The 21,591-nt window shown below is 38.6% G+C and carries 26 protein-coding genes; 25 read left to right on the top strand and 1 reads right to left on the bottom strand.

Going from position 1 to position 21,591, the window contains the following annotated elements; genetic code table 11:
• Positions 1-2: 2 nt before the first annotated feature.
• From J7K93_09405 to J7K93_09335, 15 genes are read left to right on the top strand one after another with little or no spacing between them, the layout of a single operon-like run.
• A complete protein-coding gene (locus J7K93_09405; protein MCD6117219.1) occupies positions 3-821 on the top strand; it encodes an FAD/NAD(P)-binding protein in 819 nt (272 codons plus the stop codon).
• Positions 818-1,312 (top strand): hypothetical protein, encoded by a 495-nt coding sequence (locus J7K93_09400; GenBank protein MCD6117218.1) that lies wholly within the window; start codon positions 818-820, stop codon positions 1,310-1,312. The genes J7K93_09405 and J7K93_09400 overlap by 4 nt, the downstream gene beginning before the upstream one ends.
• A 1-nt stretch (position 1,313) precedes the next feature.
• The gene (locus J7K93_09395; protein ID MCD6117217.1) at positions 1,314-2,240 is read left to right on the top strand and encodes an NADH-quinone oxidoreductase subunit H; all 927 of its coding nucleotides are present in this window, start codon (positions 1,314-1,316) and stop codon (positions 2,238-2,240) included.
• A gap of 4 nt (positions 2,241-2,244) precedes the next feature.
• Positions 2,245-2,670, top strand: coding sequence for an NADH-quinone oxidoreductase subunit NuoB (gene nuoB, locus J7K93_09390; GenBank protein ID MCD6117216.1), 426 nt, complete (start codon positions 2,245-2,247; stop codon positions 2,668-2,670).
• Between the two features lie 14 nt (positions 2,671-2,684).
• Positions 2,685-3,122 (top strand): NADH-quinone oxidoreductase subunit C, encoded by a 438-nt coding sequence (locus J7K93_09385; protein ID MCD6117215.1) that lies wholly within the window; start codon positions 2,685-2,687, stop codon positions 3,120-3,122.
• Positions 3,119-4,303, top strand: a complete 1,185-nt coding sequence (locus tag J7K93_09380) for a nickel-dependent hydrogenase large subunit (protein MCD6117214.1) — start codon at positions 3,119-3,121, stop codon at positions 4,301-4,303. Before J7K93_09385 ends, J7K93_09380 begins: the two co-directional genes overlap by 4 nt.
• Positions 4,300-6,108, top strand: a complete 1,809-nt coding sequence (locus J7K93_09375; protein ID MCD6117213.1) for a hypothetical protein — start codon at positions 4,300-4,302, stop codon at positions 6,106-6,108. The genes J7K93_09380 and J7K93_09375 overlap by 4 nt, the downstream gene beginning before the upstream one ends.
• Positions 6,105-6,632: a DUF4040 domain-containing protein gene (locus J7K93_09370; protein MCD6117212.1), complete on the top strand. Its 528-nt coding sequence runs from the start codon at positions 6,105-6,107 to the stop codon at positions 6,630-6,632. The genes J7K93_09375 and J7K93_09370 overlap by 4 nt, the downstream gene beginning before the upstream one ends.
• 12 nt (positions 6,633-6,644) lie before the next feature.
• On the top strand, positions 6,645-7,082 hold the full coding sequence (locus tag J7K93_09365) for a cation:proton antiporter (protein MCD6117211.1): 438 nt from the start codon (positions 6,645-6,647) through the stop codon (positions 7,080-7,082).
• Positions 7,079-7,417 carry an NADH-quinone oxidoreductase subunit K gene (locus tag J7K93_09360; GenBank protein ID MCD6117210.1) on the top strand — a complete coding sequence of 113 codons (339 nt, stop codon included), beginning with the start codon at positions 7,079-7,081 and terminating at the stop codon, positions 7,415-7,417. The genes J7K93_09365 and J7K93_09360 overlap by 4 nt, the downstream gene beginning before the upstream one ends.
• The gene (locus tag J7K93_09355) at positions 7,414-8,913 is read left to right on the top strand and encodes an NADH/ubiquinone/plastoquinone (complex I) (protein MCD6117209.1); all 1,500 of its coding nucleotides are present in this window, start codon (positions 7,414-7,416) and stop codon (positions 8,911-8,913) included. The genes J7K93_09360 and J7K93_09355 overlap by 4 nt, the downstream gene beginning before the upstream one ends.
• Before the next feature lies 1 nt (position 8,914).
• A complete protein-coding gene (locus J7K93_09350) occupies positions 8,915-9,400 on the top strand; it encodes a Na+/H+ antiporter subunit E (GenBank protein ID MCD6117208.1) in 486 nt (161 codons plus the stop codon).
• 7 nt (positions 9,401-9,407) lie between these two features.
• Positions 9,408-9,662 carry a cation:proton antiporter gene (locus J7K93_09345; protein ID MCD6117207.1) on the top strand — a complete coding sequence of 85 codons (255 nt, stop codon included), beginning with the start codon at positions 9,408-9,410 and terminating at the stop codon, positions 9,660-9,662.
• Positions 9,655-10,011 (top strand): Na+/H+ antiporter subunit G, encoded by a 357-nt coding sequence (locus tag J7K93_09340; GenBank protein MCD6117206.1) that lies wholly within the window; start codon positions 9,655-9,657, stop codon positions 10,009-10,011. Before J7K93_09345 ends, J7K93_09340 begins: the two co-directional genes overlap by 8 nt.
• Positions 10,012-10,023: 12 nt before the next feature.
• Positions 10,024-10,638, top strand: coding sequence for a 4Fe-4S dicluster domain-containing protein (locus J7K93_09335; GenBank protein MCD6117205.1), 615 nt, complete (start codon positions 10,024-10,026; stop codon positions 10,636-10,638).
• A gap of 71 nt (positions 10,639-10,709) precedes the next feature.
• On the opposite strand, the gene J7K93_09330 is transcribed toward J7K93_09335, so the two are convergent.
• The gene (locus tag J7K93_09330) at positions 10,710-11,240 is read right to left on the bottom strand and encodes a phosphatase PAP2 family protein (GenBank protein ID MCD6117204.1); all 531 of its coding nucleotides are present in this window, start codon (positions 11,238-11,240) and stop codon (positions 10,710-10,712) included.
• A gap of 453 nt (positions 11,241-11,693) precedes the next feature.
• On the opposite strand from J7K93_09330, the gene J7K93_09325 reads away from it, so the two are divergent.
• The 10 genes from J7K93_09325 to J7K93_09280 form a co-directional block, all read left to right on the top strand.
• Complete coding sequence (locus tag J7K93_09325; GenBank protein ID MCD6117203.1) at positions 11,694-12,083, top strand: DUF2085 domain-containing protein; 390 nt, start codon at positions 11,694-11,696, stop codon at positions 12,081-12,083.
• Positions 12,064-12,564, top strand: coding sequence for a hypothetical protein (locus tag J7K93_09320; GenBank protein MCD6117202.1), 501 nt, complete (start codon positions 12,064-12,066; stop codon positions 12,562-12,564). Before J7K93_09325 ends, J7K93_09320 begins: the two co-directional genes overlap by 20 nt.
• Positions 12,564-13,100 carry a hypothetical protein gene (locus tag J7K93_09315; GenBank protein ID MCD6117201.1) on the top strand — a complete coding sequence of 179 codons (537 nt, stop codon included), beginning with the start codon at positions 12,564-12,566 and terminating at the stop codon, positions 13,098-13,100. The genes J7K93_09320 and J7K93_09315 overlap by 1 nt, the downstream gene beginning before the upstream one ends.
• Positions 13,100-15,364, top strand: a complete 2,265-nt coding sequence (locus J7K93_09310; protein MCD6117200.1) for a TonB-dependent receptor — start codon at positions 13,100-13,102, stop codon at positions 15,362-15,364. Before J7K93_09315 ends, J7K93_09310 begins: the two co-directional genes overlap by 1 nt.
• 22 nt (positions 15,365-15,386) lie before the next feature.
• Positions 15,387-15,746 carry a four helix bundle protein gene (locus tag J7K93_09305; GenBank protein ID MCD6117199.1) on the top strand — a complete coding sequence of 120 codons (360 nt, stop codon included), beginning with the start codon at positions 15,387-15,389 and terminating at the stop codon, positions 15,744-15,746.
• Positions 15,747-15,936: 190 nt separating this feature from the next.
• Complete coding sequence (glmM, locus tag J7K93_09300; protein MCD6117198.1) at positions 15,937-17,283, top strand: phosphoglucosamine mutase; 1,347 nt, start codon at positions 15,937-15,939, stop codon at positions 17,281-17,283.
• A gap of 68 nt (positions 17,284-17,351) precedes the next feature.
• Positions 17,352-18,545, top strand: coding sequence for a hypothetical protein (locus J7K93_09295; protein MCD6117197.1), 1,194 nt, complete (start codon positions 17,352-17,354; stop codon positions 18,543-18,545).
• Positions 18,546-18,618: 73 nt separating this feature from the next.
• Entirely contained in the window at positions 18,619-19,299 is a 681-nt protein-coding gene (locus tag J7K93_09290; GenBank protein ID MCD6117196.1) for a DUF4390 domain-containing protein, read from the top strand.
• A complete protein-coding gene (locus J7K93_09285; GenBank protein ID MCD6117195.1) occupies positions 19,296-20,222 on the top strand; it encodes a Ppx/GppA family phosphatase in 927 nt (308 codons plus the stop codon). The genes J7K93_09290 and J7K93_09285 overlap by 4 nt, the downstream gene beginning before the upstream one ends.
• A 30-nt stretch (positions 20,223-20,252) precedes the next feature.
• The coding region (locus J7K93_09280; protein MCD6117194.1) for a hypothetical protein at positions 20,253-21,591 on the top strand (1,339 nt) is incomplete at its 3' end.

Genomic DNA, 21,591 nt, shown 5'->3' with positions numbered 1-21,591 from the left:
TTATGAGTAAAGCAGAAAATCCATACAAACCGCAAAAAGCAGTTATTGAGAAAATAATACCTGAAACCCCGGGTATTAAAACTTTTATTCTACGTACCGAAGCCCCTTTTTCTTTCAAATGCGGCCAGTTTGCAGAATTAACCCTTCCCGGTGTGGGTGAAGGGCCTTTTGCAATGTCTTCTCCGAGTCATAAAAACCAGACAATTGAGTTTACAATCAATAATGTAGGATATATGACTTCAAGGCTGCATAAGGCAAACGAAGGCGATTCTCTTGGGTTAAGGGGCCCCTATGGGAATGGTTTTCCTCTGGAATCAATGTATGGGCGGGAGATCATTTTAATAGCCGGAGGTGTGGGTTTCCCTCCTGCACGGGCCTTATTGTACAGCCTTTTGAATGAAAAGAAGAAGTTCCCCAAAATTACAATGTGTTACGGTGCCAGAACACCGGATGATATAGTTTATAAATATCAGATCGATAAATTTAAAAAAGATATAGACCTCCGCGTAACCGTAGATAAAGCGGATAAATCATGGAAGGGGCATGAAGGAGTTGTTACAACACTTCTTGATGATATAAAATTTGACAGAGATAATGTGACAGCCGTTGTAATCGGCCCGCCGATAATGATGAAGTTCGGGACCAAGAAACTTTTGGAACTGAAAGTCAGCCCAAAAGACATAGTCCTTTCTATGGAACGCAAGATGTACTGCGGTATAGGCCAGTGCAGGCACTGCCTTATTGATCACTACTTTATTTGCAAGGACGGCCCTGTTTTTACGTATGATCAGCTGAAGGGCCTGCCGGATATTTGGGAATGAGTATGAGAAAAAGATTGTTCATAGATCTTGAATCGTGCAGAAAATGCAAGGAGTGTACTGTAGGGTGCAGCTATTTTTACCACCCTGATAATGATGGAATACGCTATTTGAGAGAAATTGCGGAATTTGCAATAGCGTGCCGTCATTGTGATGAAGCCCCCTGCGTAACAGCCTGCCCTGCAGATGCTCTTGAAAAGCAGGAAAACAATATTGTTAAACGTTACAACCTTCTTTGCGTGGCATGCAATACGTGCAGCTATGCATGTCCTTTCGGTACGATATTGCCCGAACTCATAACATACTTTGTATCAAGATGTGATCTGTGCGAAGGACGGCTCAAAGATAAAGAGGTGCCGGTATGTGTTGGAGAATGCCCGAAAGGAGCAGTTCAATACGGAGATTTTAAACCGGATAAGGACAAGTACTGGTTTGAAGTATCGGAAAATTTGATAGTACACTCAATCCCTTGGAAAAAGGAAGAATATATCTGATATGGAACAAGTGTTTAATTATCTGATTTTTCCAGGATTTATTTTTACTGCTTTTGTCGGTATCCTGGCAAGCTGGCTGGACAGAAAAGTGACAGCGAGAGTTCAATGGAGAGTAGGCCCCCCGTTTATGCAGCCTCTTTTTGATATTGTTAAACTTCTCGGTAAAGAGACAGTAATACCAAGAGCATGCTCCAGAGCAACTTTTCTTACAGCTCCTGTATTCGGGCTTGCTGCGGTTACTCTTGTTTCAACAATTGTATGGAATTCATTGCTGTGGCAGGACAGAGGTTTTATCGGTGATCTTATTGTAGTTCTGTATTTTCTAATGATCCCTTCGATTTCCTTTATTATCGGAGGGTTTGCATCAAAAAATCCGATTGCATCTCTCGGTGCAAGCAGAGAAATGAAACTAATGCTTGCTGATGAACTTCCCTTTCTACTTGCAGTTGCTGTACCTGTAATTAAAGCCGGCGGCGCAATTAAACTTAACCAGTTGATTGCTTTTCAGCAGACTCATGGAATGATTGCAGGATCAGCATCAGGTATAATAGCCCTAATAATTGTAATCCTGACTATTCAGGCAAAACTTACTCTTGTACCCTTTGATATTCCTGAAGCTGAAACAGAAATTATGGGCGGACTTGAAGTTGAGTATTCAGGCACACCTCTCGCAATAATAAAACTCACAAAAATGATGATGTTTTTTACTCTCCCGATGTTTTTTGTCCTCATCTTTTGGGGAGGAGTAAGCTTCCACGGCTGGTCCATATTGTGGTCCATATTAAAATATCTGTTTTTTCTTGTAATTGCCATACTTATACGTAACACAAATCCCAGGGTGCGTATAGATCAGGCTGTGAAGTTTTTCTGGGGTCCTGTTACATTTTTAGGAATAGTTGCTGTTATTCTTGCTTTAATGGGGTTTTAAATCTATGGGAATTAAATTAAAAGCACTTACAAAATCCTTATGGGTGTACCACCTGTCAACAGGAAGCTGTAATAACTGTGATATTGAGATACTTGACTGCCTGACTCCCCGGTTTGACCTTGAACGGTTTGGTATTGTCCTCGTGGGGAGTCCGAGGCATGCAGATGCCCTTTTGGTAACCGGAAATATGACAATGAAATCAATGCAGAGGGCAAAAGAAGTTTATGAGCAGGTTCCAAAGCCATGCGTTGTAATTGCAATTGGTACATGCGCCCTTGATCATGGTGTTTTTTCCGGCAGTTATGTTATGCCCAAAACAGTTGACGAGGTTTTACCGGTAGATATCTATATTCCGGGATGCCCTCCGAAACCGGAAGGTATTATAGCAGGTGTGGCAAAGCTTCTGGCTCTTGTTAAACAAAAGGCTTAATAATCGAGGAATAGATGACCTGGGAAGAAATAAAATCTGACATTCAAAAGAATTTTGGCAAGAAGATAAAAAAATGGGCAGAACACAACAGCCGCCGTATATATATTGATATTGATAATGAAGATATTGAAGAGTTTACCAGATATATATTCAAAGAGCTGAAAGGCAGATTTATAATTGCATCAGGTGTTGATACTCCTTATGGTGTAATAGAAATTCTATATCATTTTGATTTTTTCCAGCTTCCACAGGTGCTTTCTCTTAGAATCAAAACGGAAAAACCTGATCCTGAGGTTGCATCCATTGCTGCAATAATCAAAGGAGCTGAATGGATTGAGCGGGAAATTGCAGAACTTTTAGGAGTCAATTTTAAAGGTCACCCTGATATGAAACATCTTCTTCTGCCAGACGACTGGCCTGAAGGCAGCTATCCTCTCAGGAGGGATAAATGAGCGAAATAATTCCTATTGGCCCATATCATCCGTTACAGGAAGAGCCGGAATTTTTTAAACTTCACGTTGAGGGCGAACGTGTTGTTAAACTGGATATTGAGATAGGGTATAATCACCGCGGTATTGAGAAACTTGCCGAATCAAAATCGTGGGATCAGGTTGTATTCCTGGTTGAAAGAATTTGCGGTATTTGCTCTACCAGTCATCCTGCTGCATCAATTAATGCAATGGAGGATCTCGGATGCATTGAAGCTCCCGAAAGGGCACAGTACATCAGAACAGTTATATGCGAACTTGAGAGAATACATTCCCATTTGCTCTGGCTCGGACTCGCAGGGCATTTTATTGGCTACAATACTGTATGGATGTGGGCGTGGAAATATCGTGAAATTGTGTGTGATATATTTGATAAGATTACAGGCAACCGGCAGAGTTATGCTATGTTTAAAGTAGGCGGTGTAAGGCGCGATATTAACGATGACGATATACCGTGGGTATTAAAAGGCCTTGATAAATTAAAACCTGCTCTTGATATATTCAAAGGTGCTGTAATGGATGATCCTGTAATTCATGCAAGGATGAAGGGTGTTGGAGTTCTGACAAAAGAGAAGGCCATAGAGTACTGTGTTGTAGGGCCCACAGCCCGTCCTTCCGGCCTGGCCATTGATGTTCGAAAAGATGACCCATATTTTGCATATGACTGGCTGGACTGGGATATTGTAGTGATGGAAGAGGGAGATGTATTTGCAAAAGCTGTTGTGCGTATCCTAGAAATGTATGAATCTGTAAAAATAATTGAACAGTGCCTTAACAAGATGAAACCAGGAATTATTGATCTTAAAATTAAAGAGCTGCCTGCCGGGGAAGGAATCGGCAGAGCAGAGGCTCCCCGGGGGGAAGTTTATCATTACTGTAAGAGTGACGGATCAAATTTTCCAGCAAGATACAAAGTCAGGGCACCGAGTTACACAAATATTTTTTCAAATGAAATTGCCTGCATTGGAGAAACAGTTGCTGATGCAGCACTCATCCTTGCTGCTGTGGATCCGTGTTACTGCTGCACTGAAAGAGTCGTTGTTGTAAATAAAGAAACCAGTTCAGAAGATGTTCTGAACGAACAGGATCTTATGAAGTTGTCTCATCAGAAAACAGAAAAAATCATAAGAGAGATGGGTGTGTGATGAATCTTCTTTTGCCCATAATTTTTCCGTTTATAGCGGGCCTGCTGTGTTTCATTGTACCTAAAAAAGTGAAATATGTACAGGAGTCAATCACAGTATTGGTTTCTGCTGCCACATTCGGATATCTGTTTTGGTTATTTTTAAAGAAGCCTTTAATATTCAGTTATAATGACCGGATTTTGTTCTCCATGGATAATCTTGCATCCTTTATTGTGCTTGTTGCAGGATTTTTCGGGCTTCTTATTGCTATATATTCAGTTTCATTTATGCGGCAAAATAAAAGCCGTTCCATGTATTACGGCTCTTTTCTTTTAACAATAGGCGCAACAACCGGAGCAGTGTTCTCAAATAATTTAATACTAATGATTGTCTTCTGGGGCTTCCTCGGTGTTATGCTGTATACCTTAATATTAACCGGAGGAGAAAAAGCTGCACCAATTGCAAATAAATCCATTGTTATAATAGGCGGTACAGATGTACTTATGATTCTCGCTATTGCAGTTATTTACAGAATTACAGGGAGCTTTTCAATAAATGAAATAAATATACCAATAGCAGGTTTTGCATCTTACGCTGCTTTCATTTTATTGCTCTGCGGTATACTTGCAAAAGCAGGAGCCATACCATTCCATACCTGGGTTCCGGATACAGCAAAAGAAGCTCCTACACCGGTGGCAGCGTTTTTACCTGCTTCTCTCGATAAGCTGCTAGGTATATATCTTCTTGCAAGGGCTGTAACTTCTATATTCAAAATGAATTTTGCAATGAATGTTGTTTTAATGGCTTTGGGAAGTATTACTATACTGGCTGCAGTATTTATGGCACTGATTCAGCATGATTTAAAACGCCTGCTTGGATACCATGCTGTAAGTCAGGTCGGATATATGATACTTGGTATCGGGACAGGGACTGTTCTGGGCCTGGCTGGCGGCCTTTTCCATCTGTTGAATCATGTAATTTATAAATCCTGCCTGTTTATGGCAGGCGGGTCCGTTGAGAAAAAAACAGGAACAACAGATCTTGATAAAATGGGCGGGTTATCTAAATTTATGCCCTTAACTTATATCTCTTTTCTTGTGGCTGCTTTTGCAATTTCAGGTATTCCTCCATTTAATGGTTTTGCTTCCAAATGGCTTGTATATCAGGGACTAATTGAGTTGGGCCAGCAGGGTGATAAATTGTGGATAATTTGGTTGATTGCGGCTTTATTTGGAAGCAGCCTTACACTGGCAAGTTTTATGAAATTAACACATGCTATATTTCTTGGGAAACCTTCCAAAGATATTGAGAAAAAGAATATTAAAGAATCCGGCCTATTGATTATCGGCCCGATTTTGACTCTTGCGGTTCTTTGTGTAATATTTGGAATTTTTGCATTTTCTGTTCCATTGAAACTTTTAGTTTTGCCTGTTGCAGGAAATACTTCTTTTATTGGTTTGTGGAAACCGGGTATGGCTACAATTTCCATTATAGCCGGATTGGGAGTAGGAGTTATTATTTATTTATTTGGTACAATAAAAGTACGTGAAGCAGCTCCTTTCACAGGCGGTGAGCAGCTTAAAGAAGAGGACAGAGTAACAGGGACAGGGTTTTATAATACAATCAGAAATTTATCCGGAATAAAGTGGTTTTATGATAAAGCAGTTGCATTGTGGTTTGATGTTTATGAACAGTGTAACAATTTACTTAACAGAACTGCTCAATTGTTAATACCAGTACATACAGGAGTTTTAAGCCTGTATATGGTATGGCTATGTCTCGGTTTGGCAGTATTGATACTTGTTTTAATGGGAGGTAGCGGATGATTTCTGCCCTCATCCCCCTTATTGGATTGATGATATGCGGGGCAATTATTGCGCTTGAAACAAAGGATATTCTTTCAGGTGTTATTTCTCTTGGTATCATAGGATTTGCATTGACTATTATTTTTCTTATTCTGCAGGCACCTGATCTTGCAATTGTCCAGATAATAATTGAAACTCTGACTTTGATAATCCTTATTGCTGCTGTATTAAAGACAACACGAAAGGATACCATTGAGAGCATTAAAGTTAGAAAAGTTGTTTTGTGGATATGCGGTTTTGTTTGTGTTGCAGCTTTTGTTTTTGCAAGCATTAAAGCATTCGGAGATATCTCTGCTTTTGGCAGCCCTGTTTTAAGAATGGCGGATTATTATATAAACTATGGTGTCAATGCAACCGGAGCAGTTAATCTGGTTGCAGCAGTTATTCTTGATTTTCGCGGTTATGATACACTCGGAGAGGCAACAGTTCTTTTTACATCAGTCGCCGGAGTTGTAGCTGTGTTAAGAAAGAATGGGAGGGTGTAGGCGATGCAGGGCATGACTTTGATAGTAAAAAAGATCAGTCAGATTATGGCGCCGTCTATATTTGTACTGGGTTTCTATGTCATTTCTCACGGCCATTTGACACCAGGCGGTGGATTTGCAGGGGGCGTACTTATAGCAGGGTGTTTTGTGCTGTTAATTCTGGCGTACGGTTCGGAAAGAGCAAAGAGCCTGATTTACAAAGAAAGAGCATCCTTAATTGAGAGCGGCGGTATATTTGCTTTTCTATTTATTGCTATTTTGGGGTTAATTCAGGGCACTTATTTTTTTCTGAATATTTTTTCAAAAACAAATCCGGGCGTGCATGCAGGAGCTCTTTTCAGCGGCGGAATAATTCCGCTTTGTAATCTTGCAATAGGTATTGAAGTGGCTGCTGCTTTATTTGCAATTTTTATCAATTTTGCAATTGTTAGAGTAGGAGAGAAATTATGATAGAGTTCGTACTGGCTGTTGTACTCTTTGCCATTGGACTTTACGGAGTAATTGTTAAGAGAAATCTGATAAAAATTATTATCAGCCTTATGATTATGGAGTATGCAATTAATCTGTTTCTTGCTCTTATAGGATATAGAACCGGAGGAGTGCCGCCTATTGTAGATATAGGGAATCAGCATGCTTTATATGTTGATCCTCTTCCACAGGCCCTTGTATTAACAGCAATAGTTATCGGCCTGGGAACTACGGCACTTCTTGTTTCTTTTGCAGTAAGAATTTTTGAAAAATATGATACTTTTGATGTTCGTAAAATCAGGAAACTACGCGGATGAACATATTACCTTTATTTATTGTAATCCCGTTAGGCTTTGCCTTTTTACTGCCTTTTTTGGCAAAGCTGTGGCGCAACATACCAGACATAATCGGTAATCTGGCAACTTTGATATTAACGATTATGACATTCTGGATGTTAGGTTCTTTTAATCATACAATTGTATTTTATGCAGGAGGGTGGCAGCCTGTAAATCATATTCCCATTGGTATCTCAATGGTAGCTGACGGGTTATCGCTGTTTATGCTGCTGATTATAAATTTTGTAGGCCTTATGGTGACAATATATTCAGTTGATTATATGCGCCACTACACAGATAAAGTTAAATATTACATATTGTTTTTACTTATGATTGCAGGATTGAACGGTGTTGTACTTGCCGGCGATTTTTTTAATATGTTTGTTTTTCTTGAGATTAGTGCAATTGCTTCTTATTCGCTTGTTGCATTCGGAGTGGGTGCTGAAGAGTTGGAAGCATCATTTAAATATCAGGTGCTGGGCGGTACTGCTTCAGCATTTATACTTTTTGCAATTGCAATACTTTACAGAGTTACAGGTACCCTGAACATGGCAGATGCTTCAAAAATGATCTCAAATACAGGTATGAATTCAGCTCTGATGTTTACTGCAATTCTTTTCTTTGTGGGATTCTCTTTAAAAGCTGCTCTGATTCCGTTTCACGCATGGCTGCCTGATGCGCACCCTTCCGCACCTGCACCGATTTCTGCAATGCTTTCAGGTGTTGTTATAAAAGTGCTTGGGGTTTATGCATTAATAAGAATATTTTTTAATGTATTTGGTATATCTCAATTTAAATTTTTGTCTCTAATGCTTCTTGTTTTCGGAACACTCTCAATGGTTGTGGGGGGCATTCTCGCAGTTGGACAAAAAGATGTAAAGCGTATGCTTGCGTATTCATCAATAAGTCAAATAGGGTGCGTTATTTTTGCTCTTGGACTTGGGACATCTTTGGGATATTTTGCAGCACTCTTTCACATGATGAATCATGCTGCTTTTAAGTCACTTTTATTTTTAGATTCTGGCGCAATTGTATATAGAACAGGAACACGTGATATGGAAAAAATGGGCGGGCTTGGTGATGTAATGCCGCTGACATCAGGAACATCCCTTATTGGTTCTTTATCAATTAGTGGGATACCTCCATTTGCAGGATTCTGGAGTAAACTTTTAATTGTAATTGCTGCTGTTCAGAGCAAGCATTTTATTCTGGCGTTGGTTTTTGTTCTGGTAAGTATTATTACAATAGTGTATTTTATGAAATTTAATAAAATGGTTTTTCAGGGTAAGTTAAATAAAATTTTTCAAGATATAAAAGAAGTTCCTGTTATGATGAGTATTCCTATGGTTATTCTTGCTATTTTAAGTATAACTATGGGTTTGCTTTTAATACCCGGATTAAAGACAATGATTTTGAGTCCGGCAGCAAATATTATTGCCGGTGGTCTAAACTACGTACAAATGGTTCTGGGAGGATGAGGTGAGAAAAATCCTGCTCATACTCTTTTCATTCTTGCTTTGGATTGGACTTTCATGGTCTTTGGACTGGCAGCATATTTTAATCGGTATTGTTATTGCGATATTGTCAGGGATTATTTTCGGCGAAAATTTTATCAGAGATACAAATAAAGTTTTAAATCCTGAAAGATGGTTCTGGGTAGCAGTATATCTCCCTGTATTTGTATGGGAAATGGCAAAGGCAAATTTTGATGTTGCGTACAGGGTTCTCCATCCTCGTATGCCTATCAATCCCGGAATTGTAAGAGTGAAAACAAAATTGAAATCTGATATGGGGAAAGCGATTCTATCTAATTCCATTACGCTTACACCCGGTACATTGACAGTGGATATCAAAGGAGACATTCTGTACATCCATTGCATTAATGTTAAGCACACTGATATTAAGAGGGCCAGCGAAAAGATAGCTGGGAAATTTGAGAAGATTCTATTAAAGATATTTAATTGAGAGAGCTATGAATACTTTCTTTTTAATTCTGGTAGGTTGTTGTTTTGCATGTCTGGTAAGAGCTGCTGTGGGACGTACCATACCTGACAGGATGGTTGCAATTGACATTATCGGAACACTTGCAGTTGGAATGACGGCATTGTGGGCGGTTATATCAAAAAGAGATTTTATTATTGATGTTGCTCTTGCATGGATATTTTTGAGTTTCCTTGGAACTCTTGCGCTTGCAAAGTATCTTGCACATAAAACATTGGATGAGTAATGCTATGTGGAATGAAATTGTAGGAAAAATCATAATAGGTATGGGGGTTGCATTTGATGCTCTGGGCTGTCTAGGTCTATTAAGATTACCTGATGTATATAACAGGCTTCAGGCTGCGACTAAATGTGTGACTTTTGGTACATGCGGAATACTTTTTGGAATATTTATTATGAAGGGATTTACAGGACTCGGAGTAAAAGCATTAATAGGTATCCCATTCGTACTTTTAACATCTCCGGTTGGTGCTCATGCTATTGCGAGAGGAGCGCACATTTTTGGAGTTAAATTGTGGGAAAAGAGTGTTGTTGATCAATACGCCGAAGATCGAGGCGATAATCCGAGACTGTAATATGGGAATAATATGAAGTATCCTAAGTTAAGAGAACTTCGTGAGGCATTGAGATCACTTTTTTCAAAGCCTTATACGACAAAATTTCCAAAAGAACAGCACATACCTTTTGAAGGGTTCAGAGGAAAACCGGAATATTTTGATGAGTATTGTGTGGGTTGCGGAGCATGTGCGGAAGTGTGCCCCGGTAATGCTATTCATGTCATTGATCCTGAAGAACCGGTTACAATTAAAAATCCATTAAGGAAAATTGAACTGAGGTATGATTCCTGCATTTTTTGCGGGAACTGTGAGCAGAATTGTATTACTGGTAAAGGTATTCAGCTTACAAGCAAGTTTGATCTTGCACTTTTTGATAGAAAGCTTGCATGTGAAAGTATTGAAAAAGAACTTGTAATTTGTGAAGTATGTCACAGTATCATTACAACAAAAGATCATTTGGAATGGACTTCCAAAAAGCTCGGTACTCTTGCCTATGGAAATCCTAATCTCGTATTGGTCCCTGCAGGTATTGAAACATCTCCTGCAGAGAGATTTGAAGATGCAGAGATAAGAAGAACAGATATAATGAAAGTACTTTGCCCCAAATGCAGGCATGAAGTTATGCTGAAAGATATTTGGGGATAAAAATATTTGGAAAAAAGCCTCCTTAAATAAAGGGGGCTTTTTAAATTATAAAATAACCGGAAACAATCTTTTTAAAGTGCTATCATCACTCCGAGACGTGCAGAAATAAAACCGAGAAAAGACCCTGCAAGCACATCACTTGGATAGTGAACCCCATTGTAAACTCTTGAGAACCCAATTGCAGATGCTGTCCCGTAAAGGGGGATTGATAAAGAGGGATAAAAGTGATAAAAGATTGTTGCCATCACAAATGCACCGGCAGCATGTCCGGAAGGGAAGCTGAACATATCAGGAGCCTTCATTATAGATTTAATTTGAGGCAGTACTAAAAACGGCCGCTGCCTTCTTGCCTTGATTTTTAAAATTGTCTGGCTAACGGTTTCAATTAAAAATGCAAGAAAACCGCTCTGTAAAAGAGGCCCTGAGTTACTGCGGTCAAACATTGCAGTGCAGCCGATTATAGCGGGGTAAAGATATCCGTATCCAAGATGAGAGAGCGCATACATGATTCTATCAAGGAATTTTCTGCCGTTCCACCCGGCAATGTGGATACACAGATAATGATCTAATTCACTTAATTTTAAGATAAAAGTTTTAACCATCTTGATTTAAATTCCTTTCGTATTCAACAAGTAATCTACAGAGAATACTGCAATATGTGTGCCAATGCTTATAGGCCCAAAATATTGCCAGCTCATAGAATTGCTTTTTCAGCTTTTTTAAAATCCCTTTTTAATTATACGAAAAATAAAATTTATTGTTCTTGTTTTAAGTATAAATCTACTATAAGGTAAATAACTTTTTCTATTTAATAAAGTATTATTTTAACATGACCGCGTTTTAGGATTTTGTGCAATAAAAAGATATAAGAAAAAAATATTGACTTTTGACTTGAAAGTTTTCATATTAATTGTAAGAAATTCTTTGTATCTCATTTGAAAACAGGGCGGTATAAAATAATAAGATCAGAAAAAATAATATATACAGTAGTTCTGTTTTTAACGTTTATATGGTGGATTTCAATTTTTGTTCCGCCTGTTGCTTCTCAAAGTAGTTTGATAAGTAAAAAGGCCGGAGCTGTTGTTTTTATATTTTTCTCTCATATATGTCATCAGCAGGAAGAAAGATCATTTATAATAAATGATGTCCAATTGGCCGTTTGTTCCAGGTGCACGGGGATTTATTCAGGATTTTTTGCAGGTATAATTTTTTATCCGTTGTTAAGAAGAAAAATCAATACAAGGCTGAGAGAACTTCTTATAATCGGAGGTGCGATTCTTTTGACGGAATTTATTTTTTCCCATCTTAACATTTTTAATTCATCTAATCTAATGAGATTATTGACAGGACTATTGCCAGGGTTTATTGCTGCAAATCTTTTTATTAATGCCATTTTTGATTTAAATAAAAAAAAAGGGGTGACTTATGGATCAAAATCAAAGTAAACTTATTCCCGCTCTGATTGGCGGAGCTGTTATCGCTGTTTTATCAACTTTCCCGATTATCAGTGCTGGAAATTGTCTGTGCTGCATGTGGGTTTTAGGTGGTGGTTTTCTTGCAGTCTATCTTTACAAAAAAGACCTGCCGAAAGATTCTGAAATGACTCAGGGAGATGCTCTTCTTTTAGGTCTTATTGCCGGGGTATTCGGAGCTCTCTTTGCCACCTTAATAAATTATTTTTTCCTGGCAATTGGTTTTAAACCTGGAATGGCATTTTTGGAATCAGTCTTGAAATCAAGGCAGGATATCTCACCTGAAATAAAAGATATGCTTGATACTCTGAGAGGGGAATCCTTTATCGGGCCTATGCTTATTTTATTCCAGCTGGTAGTAAAACTTGTTATTTATTCGGTATTCGGTATGCTTGGAGGAGTTATCGGCGGTGCTGTATTTAATAAAAAACAAAAAGAAGAAAAGAAGCAGTAATGAATAGAAGAATAAGAATTTTATTTATCTCGTTTCCATTATTGGTTGTATCATTATTTTTAATGACATGCTATTCCGGACATGGCCTCTCTCCTGTTGTATCAGGAGGGGGTGCCACAGGAATAAGAGGCCATATTGATTTTAAAGGAGTGTGGCCCGATTCTACAAAAGAGGTAAGAGTGGCAGTGCTTGCCAAATATCCTGAGGGCATTCAGGATCAGGACTCCCTGCTTGGTTTTGTTATAAACAATCTTATAGCTTTCAGTGATACAATACCGAAATACTCGGATAGTTATGACTATTTTATTTCGCTTGATGAGGGCTTTTACGAGTGGATAGTTGTGGTTTGGTTCCCTGATATCCCTTTGTACCTATTCGGGGTAAGAGAGTTAGGAGCGTATTATGAAAATGGAACCAGTAATATCCCATCGCCTGTATATGTATCAAAGGGCAGTGTTATAAGTAGTATTGATATAACTGCTGATTTTAAAAATGTTGATTCGGATACACCTTTTTATAAAAGGGATGTGAGATAATGAACTACCGCAAGATACTTATTATATTCAACATGCTTATTTTTGCAGCAACTGTACATTCAGCTCTGCAGACCGAAGCAGCCATTTCAGGAAAGGTTGTTGATTCAAAAACAGGCGAACCACTTGTAGGTGTTAACGTAATTGTCAAGAACACGGTTTTGGGGGCATCTACTGATGTAAAAGGGGAATTCAGGATACATGTCTCTATGAGAAATGCTGTTATAGAAGCATCCATGATAGGGTATAAGCATCAAACAAGGTTGTGGAAAGCGGGCCAGAAAGATATGGTTTTTAAATTAAGGCAGGCAGCCATTCCACAGGAACCTTTAATTGTAACTGCAACAAAGAGTAAAAAATATGTTGAGAATTCACCTGTTTCCATTGAAGTTGTGAGAAGAAGCGACATCATAAAGAGAAACCCGATATCTATTGATGAAGTACTTTCAACGAGTTCCGGTGTAAGAATTATTGACGGACAGTTGGATATCAGAGGCTCTACAGGTTTTAACTGGTCAGCAGGAAGCAGGGTACTTTTGCTTGTTGACGGGCATCCGATGATAAGCGGAGATGCAGGGAGTATAAACTGGGATTTAATCCCTGTTGATGAGGTGAAGAGGGTTGAGATCATGAAAGGGGCAGGATCAGCCCTGTATGGATCAAATGCAATGGCAGGTGTTGTTAATATCATTACAAAAGAACCCTCTGTTCAGCCTGAAACAAGATACAAAACATTCTGGGGTATATATGACGAACCGGCATATCAGGAGTGGAGATGGACTAAAAGGTTTCTGCCAGGGCAGATAAAAAGGGGAGAAAAGATAAATTTACGAAGCGCTCTGGAATACAAAGGGCTTAATATTACACATACAAGGCATGTAGGAAAACTGGGATTGCTCTTGTCCGTAGGTACAAAACAGTCAACAGGGTATCAGGAAAACGGGGATTTTGTTAAATTCAATGCTCTTTTCAAGGCAAAGACACCTGTAGGGCAACGGGGGCAACTTGAGTTATCTGCACAATGGGCAAACAACAATCATGGCGATTTTCTGCAATGGAAAAGTCAGAACAGCCCGCTCGAAGTACCGGAAAAAGAGCTTGGTAACAGAGTGAAATATTTAAAAGAAAGTGTATTTGCCACATACAGGCATCTGATTTCCAGAAAATGGGCTCTAACTGCAAAGGCTCATTGGTACAGATGTGACTGGCGTAACTATTTTTATGATAACAGGGATTATGCTGTTACAGACAGGATGGGAACAGAAGTCCAGGCTGATTACGTAAATGGTATCCAATCTCTGACAATAGGCGCGGAAGGCACTTATTATAAGACCAGATCTTTAATATACGGCAACCGGTATGTATGGGATGCTGCTGTTTACGCTGAAGATGAAATTGCAATATCAAAAAAAATAAGGGCAATCCTTGGAACACGATATGATTATCATGTTATTGATGCTATATCCACTGACCAGCAGATAAGCCCTCGTACCGGGCTAATTTTTAAGCCGTGGCAATTTACATCTTTAAGAGCTTCTGCAGGGCATGGATTCCGCGCACCTTCTATTGCAGAGGTTTTTGCAACTACTTCAGCATCAGGTTTCAGAGTTGTGGGGAATCCGGATCTGAATAAGGCTGAACGCTCCTGGAATTTTGAAACAGGAATAAGACAGACAATTGTGCTTCCCCGAAGAAATTCAATAAAACCAGGGTTTTTCCCTAATCCGATAAAGTGGTTTTTACAGAATGCAGAACCTGCATTTATAGTGGACCTTTCTTTTTTCTGGATGCAGTATAAAAATATGATTGATGTTGTAATGAATCCTGATGAACAGGCATTCCAGTTTGTAAATATTGGAAGAGCGAGAAACAGAGGTGTAGAGCTTCTTGTTAAAATGACGGGATTTGGCAGAGTTGTTACAGGTACGATAGGCTACACATATCTGGATCCTGAAGATCTTGCAACAGGCAAGATTTTAAACTACAGATCCCGTAACAGGTTTACTGCAGGATTTGATCTGAATATTAAAAAAGTCAGCATGGGCATGGATTACAGATATGCAAGCAGAATAGAAGAAGTTGTCAATATTTATAATTCTGATGAGAGAGTTCCTATTTACGTAATTGATTTGCGATTCGGATATAAATTTTATAAATTTCAATTGAATTTTGATGTAAAAAATTTACGTAATTATCATTATACTTTGCGTCAAAGGTATTTGGAACCGGTAAGGAGTTATGTTTTTACATTTCGCGGGTTATTGTGAGGAAAAGTGGAGGAGGAAATAAGTGTCAGAAAAACTTACAGATTTCAGACAATTAAATGTTTGGCAGAAGGCTCATAAACTTGTCCTGGAGATATATGAGCTGACGAAAAAGTTCCCAAAAGATGAAAGAAATGAATTAGCTTCAAAAATGAGAAGTGCAGCTGAAACTGTACCTGTGAAAATAGGTGCAGGTTTTATGAGGCGGGATCCAAGAGAGAAAGAATACTATTATAAAGCCAGCCAGGAAGGTATTGAAGAAATAAAATATTATCTCATACTGTCTCAGGATCTGGGATATATAAAAGATAATGATGAAATACTTCTTGCTGCAATGGAAGTTGGGAGAATGCTGACCGGACTTGTAAGGTCTGCAAAGAGTTGATACAAGGTTCTGCAATTCGAATATAGTATGTAGATATCTATTTAGCGTGGAATGTATATAAAGGTGTATATTGCCGTGAAAGGATGTATAAAGACTGGGCTCTAACTCATATTAGAGCCTATAGTTTAAATGGAGAATTGAAAGCATAAAATTAGAATAGAAAGGAGAAAATGACGTGGGAAAACCTGTTATGATCAGTATTTCCGGCATCAGAGGAATTGTGGGCGAGGGGCTTTCTCCTGATTTAATGGTTAAATTCAGTGCGGCAGCCGGTATGTTTTACGGATGCGGCAGAGTAATGGTAGGGCGTGATTCAAGGGTAACAGGTGAGATGGTAAAGCACGCTGTTTTTTCCGGCCTAATGGCAGTTGGATGCAGTCCTGTTGACCTTGGGATTTGTTCAACTCCTACTGTTGAGATTGCAGTAAAAAATTCCGATGCAGTAGGAGGAATAATAATTACTGCAAGCCATAATCCGGTTGAATGGAATGCTCTTAAACTTTTAAGCAAAAATGGCATTTTTCTTGACGAAGAAGAGGGCGCGAGAGTCAAATTTTTAATTGATAATCAGGAAATCCGATACTCAGGATGGGACAGTATTGGTACAGTTTCTTCTTATAATAAAGCTACGGAGGATCACGTTAATGCAATCCTGAATCTTGATTTTATTGATGTGGAAAAGATAAGGAGCCGCAGATTTAAAGTTGCCTGTGATTGTGTAAACGGAGCTGGCGGAACAATTATTCCCCTGCTTTTAGATGCTCTCGGATGTAAGGTTTATCCTCTTAATGTTGAAACGACCGGAAGGTTCGCACATACTCCTGAGCCGGTACCGGAGAATCTTGGCGATCTCTGTCAAAAAGTAAAAGATAACAAGGCTGATGTTGGTTTTGCTGTTGATCCTGATGTTGACAGATGTGCGGTAATTGATGAGCGCGGTAATCCCATCGGAGAAGAGTATACAGTAGTTTTAGCTTCCAGGTATATTCTGAGTAAACGTAAAGGCCCGGTTGTTGTAAACATTTCAACTACGCGTGCAATTGAGCAAGTGGCAAGAGAAGCAGGCGTTGAGCTTTATCGCACAAAAGTAGGTGAAATCCACGTTGTAAAAAAGATGATGGAAGTTGATGCGGTTGCAGGAGGAGAAGGGAACGGGGGGCTCATTTTGCCGGATATTCATCTCGGAAGAGATGCCCCTCTTGCAGCAGCAGTTATGCTTCAGGCATTGGCTGATAAGAATGAATCTGTTTCCCAGATGTTTAACAAGGTGCCGAAGTATAAAATTATTAAAAAGAAGATAGAAACAGGACAGAATGACCCTGATCATATCCTTAATAAATTGAAAGAGAGATTTGCCGGTTCAAGGATGAATCTTGTTGACGGCATTAAAATTGAAGAAGAAAATTACTGGGTACAGGTAAGAAAATCTAATACCGAACCGATAATAAGAGTGATGGCTGAAGCAGCAACAGAGGAAGAGGCAGAATCTGTGTGTGATAAATTTATATCAACAATTATGACATTAACTGCGGAATGATTTATTTTTCTTGACTTTTACCGATATGGTTGTTAAAATATTTATAATAAAGATGGAGGCGCATAATAATGAGATTCAGAAAGATAAATATTATTCTAACTGCTTTAATTATAGCAGTTATTGTACCTGTCTATTCTCAGGTTACAATTAATATAAGCGAATATCCTGCAGTCGGTACGGAATCTGTATATTGTGCAGATACAACAGGCAGCATTACAGTAAATATTGGGAATCCCGGGGATGGACAAACCTGGAATTTTACGCAGGATTTGCAGGCTGTAAAATTTCAGCAGCTATATCAGATTCCTCCACAGGATACTCTTTATTATATTGATGATTTTTCCAGGGCGCAGTGGGTTGTTAAGAGCAAACAGTTTCTTTCCCTTTCTGCCATTCCCTATCTTTTGAATAATGGTGTAAAAGATCTTTTTTCATTGAACAGTTTTGAGTATTTAAATAACAATAATATTTATTCAATCGGCATGGGTACTGCGAATCCGATTTATGCAGGTTCAATAGTTTATGATTCTGACGAGATACGTTATTCATTCCCTCTCAGCACGGGGAAATTGTGGACTCGTAAAGCTGCATATATGAAGCAGATCAGAGTAACATTAGCACCAGGTGTAAATGTTGATGTAGATCTTTTTGTAACTGATTCTTCGTATGTTGAGGTTGACGGCTCGGGAACTCTGACAATACCTTCGGGAAGCTTTCAGTGCGTAAGGTTGAAGATACACAGAAGTTTTCATCTAACAGTAGGCGCCAACCTTGCAGAGGTGTCGGAAAATTTTATCTCGTATGAGTGGTTTACACCCAAAATAGGGCCGGTACTGGAGGTTGTATCTCATTCAGGGGAAACAAATGATAACTTTACAGATGCCAGCCTTGTTGTAAGACTTGACACATCAAATAAAATGACAGGCATCTGTGACCCTGACTGCGGCAGCAGCAACTCATTACCTGAGGATTTCAGGCTTGATCAGAATTTTCCAAATCCGTTTAACCCTGAAACAACTATCAGGTATTTTCTTACAGCTCCGGCAAGGGTTGATATTGTGATATACTCCAATAGAGGGGAAGAGGTCACAAGAATTGCAAGAGGTGTTGAGAGAGAAGGCTCCCATCAGATAATCTGGAATGCTGAAAACATAAATGGCGATAAGCTTTCTGCGGGTGTATATTTTTACAAATTCAGGGCAGTACCTGTCAATGGTAAAGCGCCTTATGTTGATACTAAAAAAATGGTTCTTTTAAAATAATCAAATTGTTGGAATGAATGGATATGGCTGATTCTTTTCTGCAAGGATCAGCCTTTTTCATGAGTGATTTATAATGAAAAAGACTGTAATCTGCTTAATTATTTTTTCTTTTATATTTTTAAATGCCTTCGGCGGCACCAGGCATATAAGATGCAGATTTGAAAATATCAGATTTGAAAGCAGTACATTATTGTTTGATTTTTATTCGGATAATATAATAAATAAACAATTGCTGGCCGGCCTAAGGAGTGGATTGACTGCAACTCTCGAATACAAAGTACAGTTGTGGAAGAAAAACAGATACTGGCCGGATAGTATCGAGAAAGAGAAGGTCAGAAGAATAAAAATCAGTTACGATTCATGGCAAAAGTCATTTGAAATAAAAGAGTATAATTCGGAAGCTAAATATTTTACTTCCGATGAGGTCATAACCAATTGTTCCACTCTTAAAAATTTTAATATAGCTGATACAAAATCATTATCCTCAGGAGAGGAATATAGAATTATTGTACGTGTACTGCTAAAAAAGATATCTTTGGAGAATTACGAGGAGATAAAAAAATGGCTTGAAGGAAGAGCTGAAGAATTTGATATTAAAAAAATTAAATCTGCAAAGCCTCCGGGAAAAAAGGCAACAAACTGGTTTTTTAACCTGCTGCTGAATGTTACGGGTTTTGGAGATAATGTTACTATAAGTAAAAGCAAATGGTTTAAAGCGGTTCAATATGATAAAACCGGGGGTAATCAACAGTGAACCGTATTTGTATAATAGATATTGGTACAAATTCCGTTCTTTACCTTATTGCCGAAAAATTAAAAGATGGGACTGTTTCCGAGAAGAAGCAGAAGGTTAAAAGTATAGGACTTGGCAAATATCTCAGCAGCAGAGGGGAATTATTAAAGGAAGGTGTCGATATTGTTATTAACATTATAAATGGATGGAAAAAGGAGATAGAGAGTTCCGGAATTGAACAAATAAAAGCTGTAGGTACCCATATTTTTAGAAAAGCATTAAATAGAGAAGAGGTTAGCCGTCGTATCTCTGGCAGCACAGGAATCCCATTTGAAATACTTAATGAAGAGCAGGAAGCATTTTACGGATTTCTTGGAGCTACATGGGGGCATAAGCTCGGGCAAAAAGTCCTGACTATTGATGTCGGAGGAGGAAGTACGGAATTTGTAAATGGCGAAGATGGATCAATTACAAATTTCATGAGTATTGATTTGGGAGCTGTAAGTTCTACAGAGATGTTTCTTAAAAATGACCCCCCTGCACCCGGAAGTATGCGGAAATTGAGAAAATATATATTTGATAAATTATCCGGGCTGGATAAGCCGGAGTATAACAATCCCGAAACAGTTATTTGTATGGGAGGAACTGCAACAACTCTCGCTGCACTATTTCTTGAACTCGAAAAGTATGACGGGCGTTTAGTAACCGGAACTGTGCTTAATCGCATACAAATAGAAAAGTGGCAGAAGATACTATCAAGAATGGATTTAAATGAAAGAAGAAAACTTCTTAGAGTATATCCTGACAGGGCGGATGTAATTGTTGCCGGAACAGTAATCCTGAACTGCATAATGGATTATCTGAATATTGACAGATTTATTATCAGTGACAGGGGCCTGAGGTTTGGTATTGTCTTACGTGAAATTTCAGGCTTTACTTATTAAAAAAAATTTGTTTAAACAGGGAGGTTACTGATGAATAAGGCATTTTTTAATAGGCTTTTAATATCTATTCTGTTTGTTACAACAGGAATGGTATTGACAGGAACACAAATTTTTGCTCAGATAAAAGACGGACATTTTCAAATTAAGTACGGGGAACCATTAAAAGTTTCTTTAAATATTGACGAAACAGAAAAGTATTTATCTCCAGGTGAGATAAAGGATATCAATTTAATTTTATATAGCGGCTCTCTTTTGAATCCTGAAAAGATTTTGATGCACTTTGATGGTAATAAATGGAAAACAGAATTTACAATAACTGACACTACAGTAAAAATGGTATTCTGGGGATATGAAATTTTATCTGCTGCGGGAGATATCAGGAAAACCGTGTTGCTTAATCAGGACGGTATATATCAGGATGCTGTTTTGTGCGACAGTGCAGGTGTGCCTGTAGAAGGGGCATTCATGGAGAGGGCACTCTCATTTGCAGGCGGAGGTAGTTTAAGAAAGGAGAACATCAACCAGGCAGAAAAAGATTTTCAAAAAGAGATTGGCCTTTTCCCCGATAATAATAAAGCCAGGCTTTTATTGTATGCAGTTTTATTAAAAAGCGGTAAGAATAAAGAAACTGTCCGTAAGGAGATTGAAACCGATATAGAGAAAATCGGAAAAACCGGGAATGCAGTGGAAGTGAAAAAGTTTGCTTTAAAAGCATATAAACTGATCGGAATGGGTAAGAAAGCTTCGGAAATTGAAAAAGAATTGGCTGAGGAAAATCCCAAAGGCTCGGCTGCAGCAAGACTTCAGTTTGAAGACGCAATGAAAACAAAGGATAGTATTGAGCGTATGGGGAAATTTGAGGAATTTATAAAGGCATTTCCTGCTTCTCCAATGAAAAATGCAGCATTATCCGGTATTGCAACTGCTGCAATAGAAGTTAATGATACTGTTAAAATGAAAGAGGTCGGCGATGAACTATTCAAGAGTGCAGCTGAGCCTTCCGCTGCAAGAACTCTTGCCGGAATAGCAGGGGCATTTTCTGAAAACAGAATTCAGCTTTCACGGGCACAGGCATACATTACAAAAGCAATTGATTTGATTGAAAAAGTTAAAACAACTGCAGTGCCTCCTGAAATTGACAAGACAGAGTGGCAGGAAAGAATGCAGATAACAGAAGGAGGGTACAGGGATATTCTGGGATGGATACTGTTCCTAAAAGGCAAAAAGGATGAAGCTGTACACCAGCTTGCAGAAGCAGTTAAATATACGCGTCAGCCAGGAGTATATTTTCATTACGGGATTTCTCTTTCAAATACAGGAAGAAAAGAGGATGCTTTAAAGTGGTATGCAAAAGCTTCGGTTTTTGGGG

It is taken from the genome of bacterium (genome assembly GCA_021158245.1).
GTDB lineage: Bacteria > Zhuqueibacterota > QNDG01 > QNDG01 > QNDG01 > QNDG01.
The sequence above is the reverse complement of the archived record's forward strand: the minus strand, read 5'-3'. Positions and strand labels throughout refer to the sequence as shown.

Coding starts and splice junctions, on each gene's coding strand:
- J7K93_09335 (MCD6117205.1), top strand. CDS start 10,024: ATGAAGTATCCTAAGTTAAGAGAACTTCGTGAGGCATTGAGATCACTT.
- J7K93_09295 (MCD6117197.1), top strand. CDS start 17,352: ATGAGATTCAGAAAGATAAATATTATTCTAACTGCTTTAATTATAGCA.
- J7K93_09340 (MCD6117206.1), top strand. CDS start 9,655: ATGAGTAATGCTATGTGGAATGAAATTGTAGGAAAAATCATAATAGGT.
- J7K93_09355 (MCD6117209.1), top strand. CDS start 7,414: ATGAACATATTACCTTTATTTATTGTAATCCCGTTAGGCTTTGCCTTT.
- glmM (MCD6117198.1), top strand. CDS start 15,937: ATGATCAGTATTTCCGGCATCAGAGGAATTGTGGGCGAGGGGCTTTCT.
- J7K93_09380 (MCD6117214.1), top strand. CDS start 3,119: ATGAGCGAAATAATTCCTATTGGCCCATATCATCCGTTACAGGAAGAG.
- J7K93_09315 (MCD6117201.1), top strand. CDS start 12,564: ATGAATAGAAGAATAAGAATTTTATTTATCTCGTTTCCATTATTGGTT.
- J7K93_09330 (MCD6117204.1), bottom strand. CDS start 11,240: ATGGTTAAAACTTTTATCTTAAAATTAAGTGAATTAGATCATTATCTG.
- J7K93_09345 (MCD6117207.1), top strand. CDS start 9,408: ATGAATACTTTCTTTTTAATTCTGGTAGGTTGTTGTTTTGCATGTCTG.
- J7K93_09310 (MCD6117200.1), top strand. CDS start 13,100: ATGAACTACCGCAAGATACTTATTATATTCAACATGCTTATTTTTGCA.
- J7K93_09395 (MCD6117217.1), top strand. CDS start 1,314: ATGGAACAAGTGTTTAATTATCTGATTTTTCCAGGATTTATTTTTACT.
- J7K93_09360 (MCD6117210.1), top strand. CDS start 7,079: ATGATAGAGTTCGTACTGGCTGTTGTACTCTTTGCCATTGGACTTTAC.
- J7K93_09320 (MCD6117202.1), top strand. CDS start 12,064: ATGGATCAAAATCAAAGTAAACTTATTCCCGCTCTGATTGGCGGAGCT.
- J7K93_09365 (MCD6117211.1), top strand. CDS start 6,645: ATGACTTTGATAGTAAAAAAGATCAGTCAGATTATGGCGCCGTCTATA.
- J7K93_09400 (MCD6117218.1), top strand. CDS start 818: ATGAGTATGAGAAAAAGATTGTTCATAGATCTTGAATCGTGCAGAAAA.
- J7K93_09370 (MCD6117212.1), top strand. CDS start 6,105: ATGATTTCTGCCCTCATCCCCCTTATTGGATTGATGATATGCGGGGCA.
- J7K93_09385 (MCD6117215.1), top strand. CDS start 2,685: ATGACCTGGGAAGAAATAAAATCTGACATTCAAAAGAATTTTGGCAAG.
- J7K93_09290 (MCD6117196.1), top strand. CDS start 18,619: ATGAAAAAGACTGTAATCTGCTTAATTATTTTTTCTTTTATATTTTTA.
- J7K93_09405 (MCD6117219.1), top strand. CDS start 3: ATGAGTAAAGCAGAAAATCCATACAAACCGCAAAAAGCAGTTATTGAG.
- nuoB (MCD6117216.1), top strand. CDS start 2,245: ATGGGAATTAAATTAAAAGCACTTACAAAATCCTTATGGGTGTACCAC.